The 5,797-nt window shown below is 38.5% G+C and carries 7 protein-coding genes and 1 tRNA gene; 3 read left to right on the forward strand and 5 right to left on the reverse strand.

Annotated elements, in window-relative coordinates; genetic code table 11:
- The first annotated feature begins 218 nt into the window (after positions 1–218).
- A complete protein-coding gene (locus KDK17_RS13080) occupies positions 219–1,001 on the forward strand; it encodes a hypothetical protein (RefSeq protein WP_257281405.1) in 783 nt (260 codons plus the stop codon).
- Positions 1,002–1,189: 188 nt separating this feature from the next.
- Positions 1,190–1,348 (forward strand): hypothetical protein, encoded by a 159-nt coding sequence (locus KDK17_RS13085; RefSeq protein ID WP_257281404.1) that lies wholly within the window; start codon positions 1,190–1,192, stop codon positions 1,346–1,348.
- Positions 1,349–1,413: 65 nt separating this feature from the next.
- On the opposite strand, the gene KDK17_RS13090 is transcribed toward KDK17_RS13085, so the two are convergent.
- From KDK17_RS13090 to KDK17_RS13105, 4 genes are all read right to left on the reverse strand, one after another.
- On the reverse strand, positions 1,414–1,803 hold the full coding sequence (locus KDK17_RS13090; RefSeq protein ID WP_257288237.1) for a hypothetical protein: 390 nt from the start codon (positions 1,801–1,803) through the stop codon (positions 1,414–1,416).
- Between the two features lie 144 nt (positions 1,804–1,947).
- On the reverse strand, positions 1,948–2,808 hold the full coding sequence (locus tag KDK17_RS13095; RefSeq protein WP_257281477.1) for a hypothetical protein: 861 nt from the start codon (positions 2,806–2,808) through the stop codon (positions 1,948–1,950).
- 122 nt (positions 2,809–2,930) lie between these two features.
- Entirely contained in the window at positions 2,931–3,290 is a 360-nt protein-coding gene (locus KDK17_RS13100; RefSeq protein WP_257281478.1) for a hypothetical protein, read from the reverse strand.
- A 310-nt stretch (positions 3,291–3,600) separates the two neighbouring features.
- A complete protein-coding gene (locus tag KDK17_RS13105; RefSeq protein WP_257288238.1) occupies positions 3,601–4,425 on the reverse strand; it encodes a hypothetical protein in 825 nt (274 codons plus the stop codon).
- A gap of 202 nt (positions 4,426–4,627) precedes the next feature.
- Between KDK17_RS13105 and KDK17_RS13110 the strand changes: the two genes are divergently transcribed.
- Positions 4,628–4,972, forward strand: a complete 345-nt coding sequence (locus tag KDK17_RS13110; protein ID WP_257281480.1) for a hypothetical protein — start codon at positions 4,628–4,630, stop codon at positions 4,970–4,972.
- A 427-nt stretch (positions 4,973–5,399) separates the two neighbouring features.
- Here the strand turns inward: KDK17_RS13110 and KDK17_RS13115 are convergent.
- A tRNA-Leu gene (locus KDK17_RS13115) sits at positions 5,400–5,486 on the reverse strand.
- Positions 5,487–5,797: the final 311 nt, after the last annotated feature.

Below are 5,797 nucleotides of genomic sequence, written 5' to 3' on the forward strand. Positions count from 1 at the left end.
CTTGTTTTCAGCACTCCACTGCTGAGGATTCTTACCATCACCGGGCACGGGTACAGCTTGCGCATTTGCCTGTTTGCGCCAAGTAAACAAGGTTGCGTAAGTAATGTCGGTTTCTCGTTTAAGCTGAGCCACGGAAGCATTATTGGGGGGTTATCATCTTCTGGATAACAGACTCTTTCATTTCTCTGGAGTATCAAGCCATAACAGCCTCTTTGTGAATGCTCTCAGTTATTGAGAGTCATGCCACTGCCTTTGTTATCTTTGCTGCAAGTGTTGGGTTGAAAAGTGTCAAATCATGCATATCCTTAAAAGCAACTCATTTTAAGGAGAATGTAGAAATGATAAAGAAGCTTGTTCAATTGTTATGTACGTGCGTTGCTTTGCAATTTAGTAATCTATATGCTAAAGACCAGTTGGATAAATTATATTACCAATTCTCGACTCAAAAAATGCCCAAACTCTTTGATTCTATACAGCATGCATTGAGTGAATCGCCAGAACTCTCTCAAAAAGCAACAGTTAAAGAACTAAAACATGTAACAAAAAGAGCATATAGAACTTGGTATAAAAGCCTGGACACACTTAGCAAAATTGAAATTGGCACTGCAGCTGAATTGATAAGAATAAATTTATCAGTAGCATACTTTGAAAAAAAAGTTGATGTTTTTATGGAATCGAACAGCCATATGATCAGTTGGGAAATACCTCTCTACCAGCAAATAATTGATATCTTACTTGGCGTGTGGGGTGGAGTGTTTTTCGAAAATGACGATTTAGCAGTGGTTAGAAAAGATTTTTATCATTTATTCACTTGTGACGATTATGATTGCGCAAAAATTGCAGAAGATTTTTCATCTCAACAAAGTGAGATGCATACCCAAGCAATACAAAGATATTTTGATTGTAAGAGAAAAAAATCTCTTCTTTTTGGGGAGCATCTTGCTGAATTATGTGAATTAATTAATAACGATAACTTTGACAAAGTAACATACTTTGTATAATCGAAGAACAACAAAAACTGGATGGAGTCAACCTAACCAATGGCTACAGTTCGTTATTGGGACTTTCCTTTTTATTAGGTGTCAGGTGCTAATTTTAAGCTGTCAAGTGGTAATCGTAAATGAGTCAGGCTGTTTTTACCTTTCGCAAACAATGACTCTTAAACACCGGTTTGATGAGAGGGTGTCACTTGAAGACTGAGATTATTATTAATTTAGAAACATTCTTAGCTCCACTCAGTTATTGCGACCTTGATTGGGGCGATTTTGATGAAGAGTGTGAAGAAGTACGAAAGCAAGCTGAGCAACTAATGAAAAAGTATGCCAGTATCGATAGCTCAAAGAGCTAACGGGGCCTAAACCCCTTGAATAAGCAGCAACCGCGTCGCTGTAGGTTAAATTAGTGTTAGGCTTTTTAATTTTGCTTATACCAATTGTTTATTATTACTATTTGTAGTTGTATTTGTAATAACAGAAATAAGCGTAATCCTACTACTTGGTCTGCTGGTGGTTGCTGTGGATTCGATGTCAGTTGATTAAATTCATGACTCAGTTCATTTTGCAGTGTAGCCTGTTGCAAGTTGAGTGCTTGTATAGGTGGTTGGCTTTGAGGTTCACCATTTATGGCTGGTAATATTGCGATCAGTTTACATTGTATATTTACTATGTCATTTGCTTTTTTTATAAGTTTACAGAGACAGGCGCTGTTCTCTGGGTGAGAACACTCCTGTGCTTTTACAGTTTGGAAAAAAACTGGAAGAAATAGGAGGGCTGTAAATAATTTTATCACTTTGATTGTTTCCATAGATGAAAATAGAGTTCTGATTTAAGGTGTAATAAATGCATTCGATTCGTTCCGGGGCTGATTCCCTTTACCTGGCCTGACGAATTTTCGGCGCGAGCCTGAAGCGGAGGTGTTGAGTGGTAAACGAACACCAAGACTTCGAAGTTAGTTTATATATGATGGTAGTTTTTTTGAATCTAATGCTTGGTTTTCAAACCTGATCTGTTTTTTGTATGATTCGTACTCATCTTTTAAAATCAAAGTTTGTAAAAAATAACTAAATGCTTCTGTGTAATCTGAAGGATTCGCTGTTTTTTTGTGGAGTAAAATATCTTTAGATAAATCATCTAAATTCAAAGCTGAAATAAAAATTTCGATTTCAGACTCGCTCATGTTTTTTAATAAACTATCCCAGGTTGGCGCTATCCATACTAAACCGTTTCCATATTCTGGAAAGCCGGAATAACAACATTCTGAATTAAAATAGAAGGCTGAACCATCTATCATTTCACCAAATACATGCCATATGTTTTCATCACCTAATCTTATCCAAACATAGGAAATAACGAATTTTATGTTTTCTTTTGAAATTTTAACCAAAGGTTTGTACTCAATCATACCATGCATTGGCACGCCCCTTATGTGACCATTGATCTCCGGGTCGTCAAATTCATCTTCAGATTCACAGAACCAATGTGTAAACGCTCTATAGTCATGCCATCCTTGATCTTGATCTTCGCACTCTCGCCATAGAAAAGGCTCAATGTAGTCAAGGTTGAAAGCACTGATTCTATTGTACAAATCGTCTTCTATAAAGAGGCTAATGCTTTGATAAACCCCAATATCAAGAGCTTCCATTAGAGAAAAAATATCTTTAGCGGAAAAGTAACTTAGGATTAATGCCCTGAGTGTAGGTATGCTTAAAACTCGAAAAAAATCACCTGCATTAGCCTTTGTCGTTGCACTTAAAGTTAGAGCTAATAAAAGTATTGCGAATACAAAATATGATCGTATATGGATTAGCATTATCATTATCTCGGTTAAGTTGAGCGTTCGAGTATAGTCACTTAACGGGTGGTTGGGGTAAATTCTGCTCACCAGGGTTCCACCCGACACATCAAGGGTGAAGATTGACCCAGGCGTTATTCCTACTTAACAAAAGCTTCATCACTGTCATTGTTATTATTTTGTTCATAGTATTCAGGGAAATCTTCTCGATCCACTTGTTTCATTTGATCTAGTTGTTTCTGGAGCCATTGTTTAGAACGATCATAAATATCTTTCTCGGAGAGTTTTGGATCAGTCTTTCTGATAGAATTACCAATAATTCTAATTACTTCTTGCACTAATTGAGGACGTAAGTCATCAGGTACTCTATTTCTAAAAAGAGACTCGACATGCTCTGTTAATAACAAATCTTCATTTGTCACTACAAGACAGCCATCAGGTTGAGCACAAATTTTATAGGTGACTGCCAGAAATAATAGAGCTGCACGATTGGTCATCATTTCAATATTCAGTTTTAAAAGCTATATGTCGGACCGATAGTATAGGCATAACAAATGCCTTCTGCTCGTTTCAGGCTTCGACCTCATCCGAAGTGCCTTCCAAGTAAGGTGGAAGCAGGTGTTGACCTGCAGAAAAATCCTCAAAGTATCGCAGAACCGGTAAATAATATTCTTACTCCCGTCCCTCGGAACAGCTGCTGACCGGCACTTTTGAGAACCCCTGCCCTGAATTAGCTGGTCGATCATGCTGGGTATTTCTATCTTTCATGATCATTGGAAAAGTTCGGACCGTAGGCTATTGACCATACAGCTACTGAAGAGTTTTTATCTTCGCAATCGCTAAACCCAAAGGTTTTTCATAATATTCTTGGTAATGACTTAATATATCTTCAACAGTATGAAAATAGATATTAGAACCTCCTATTTTACCTATACAAACATTATCTCCAATATGAATAAATGTATGAACAAGTTCCTTGTTATTTAAAATTACAACAGTAATGAAATGATCCTTTATGTCTGAATCTTTTAGGGCTGTAAGGTGAGGGTAAAGTTTATCATGATATGATGTTGAATTGACCTCCATAAAAGTCACAAATTGAAAGCAGGTTGTTGGAGTTTTTTTACCTTTATAAAGGTCGCTAAAAGTTTTATTTCCTGGTAAACGATCTTCTAATTCTGGAGGTAAATCATCAAAAATATTTTGTAATCCTTGATTTATACATTTTATGAATCGTTCTTGCCATGAATTTGAAGGTTTGTAGTCGTGATTTCCATCTTGGGTTTTGATGTTAAAAGATATAACCTTTTTTGGCGTGTTGTCACCAATTATCTTAGCTAAATCATTATCTCTTTCATTACCATCGATGCAGTTAAAAAGATCATCTTCTATTTCAAATGGAAGATACTTTAATACCGCTTTCTTCTCCAGGCCACTTTCAAGTAACCCAGTAAAAATGCTGTCTCTTTTTTTAGATCTATCAATCTTGATAGAGACTAATGGCTCTACAGATTCCAAGGACATGCTATAGAACGCAGCCTCAGTTTTTTGTAAATCGCAAGCGTTCTGTTTGTTGGCCATGTCTGTTGTTGGGAACAATCCATGATTTGAAGTATTACTGATCGGTGTGCTCATGATTAGACTCCTTTTTTCTTTATCAATAGTGCTCAGAGTCGCCATCATGGTTAAAGTTCATAACATTGTGGGCAGTATGCATGACAATGGGCGGCAGTATAGCCCTCTGGGCTTCTGACGGCCAACGCTGGACGTGGTGTTATGTTCTTGGGCAAGTCTGTGCTATAACTCAGGTGTGTATGATCGGGATGCTTTAAAGACGATGAATTCTTTGGAAATAGCAGAGTCTTACTTCCAACTCTCAAACGACAGTAACTTTGATGAAATTACAAAGCTGTTTTGTGAAAGTTCTACCTACAAATCAGGAAATGGAGAGCTTTTTCTGGGAGTGAATGACATCATGTCTGTGCAGAGGCTTTATCATGGTATGTTTGCAAGGCTCGAGTGGAAAGTAATCAGCGTCACAGAAACCAAGCCTGGGATAGTTCATTTCAATTTTAACTTTGTGGGTGAAACTCACACTGGTGAGACAGTAGAGTATTCTGGTTTGGAAGATGTAGTCGTGTATGATGGTAGAATTCAGCACATCCAGATTCAACGCCTTTAAACCTTGCAGCCTCTTATAACAAGCCCATTACCTTGTTTCATAAGTAGTTTCTTCTATAATTGTCACGTCAGATTCTGGGTTTAGTACCAGAAAAGATACGTGAGTCTGTTTTATGAAAACACTAATTCCTTGTCTACTAATTATCATCCTTTCTCTTGCTGGTTGCAGTACGAATAGCTCGGACGAACTGGAGTCCGGACCTTTGGCTGGTTCTGATCGGGATGAGCATGGTTGCATTGGCTCTGCTGGCTATCTTTGGTGTGAGCGTACACACAGCTGTGAGAGGCCTTGGGAACTCGCCCGCAAAGCTGGATTTGAAAACTCCGAGAAGGGCTTTTTAAACTATTGCAACCAGCTTAATAGTCACTAAACATGAGCTTGAGCCGATTAAACGAACGGTTCAAATTAGATGGGGATATCATTTAATTGGTACCGGTGGGCGGACTCGAACCGCCACGCCCGCAAAGGCGGGGGATTTTGAATCCCCTATGTCTACCAATTCCATCACACCGGCACTGTTTTTCAGAACTGAGCTGTCCTGAGAAGATGTGGCGTAGTATACATAACCCCGTACCGTTTTCAACAGCCGTTCTGCGTTGAGTGTTGGGGGGCAGCGTTTCTGTTCGTATTCTCTTTATCTTCCTCATCGTGACTGAAGCAAACGTGTGTGGAATCTTGCCTGACAGGACCACAGTTTTGCAGTATATTGACGCGTTTTTTTAAGAAATGGCCCTGTTCAACCGGAGTTGTGTTTCGAACGGGTCGAGTTGCTTCTGACTGTTTAGTCTTCTAGTACGAGACCACACACATAATTATGCGCGTCAG

Origin of the sequence: Endozoicomonas sp. SESOKO2 (assembly GCF_024606245.1) — a bacterium.
Lineage (GTDB): Bacteria > Pseudomonadota > Gammaproteobacteria > Pseudomonadales > Endozoicomonadaceae > Endozoicomonas_A.

What these genes read in the sequence shown, in the direction of transcription:
- KDK17_RS13110 (WP_257281480.1), top strand. Translation starts at nt 4,628, where the DNA reads ATGAATTCTTTGGAAATAGCAGAGTCTTACTTCCAACTCTCAAACGAC.
- KDK17_RS13100 (WP_257281478.1), bottom strand. Translation starts at nt 3,290, where the DNA reads ATGATGACCAATCGTGCAGCTCTATTATTTCTGGCAGTCACCTATAAA.
- KDK17_RS13090 (WP_257288237.1), bottom strand. Translation starts at nt 1,803, where the DNA reads ATGGAAACAATCAAAGTGATAAAATTATTTACAGCCCTCCTATTTCTT.
- KDK17_RS13095 (WP_257281477.1), bottom strand. Translation starts at nt 2,808, where the DNA reads ATGCTAATCCATATACGATCATATTTTGTATTCGCAATACTTTTATTA.
- KDK17_RS13105 (WP_257288238.1), bottom strand. Translation starts at nt 4,425, where the DNA reads ATGAGCACACCGATCAGTAATACTTCAAATCATGGATTGTTCCCAACA.
- KDK17_RS13080 (WP_257281405.1), top strand. Translation starts at nt 219, where the DNA reads ATGCTCTCAGTTATTGAGAGTCATGCCACTGCCTTTGTTATCTTTGCT.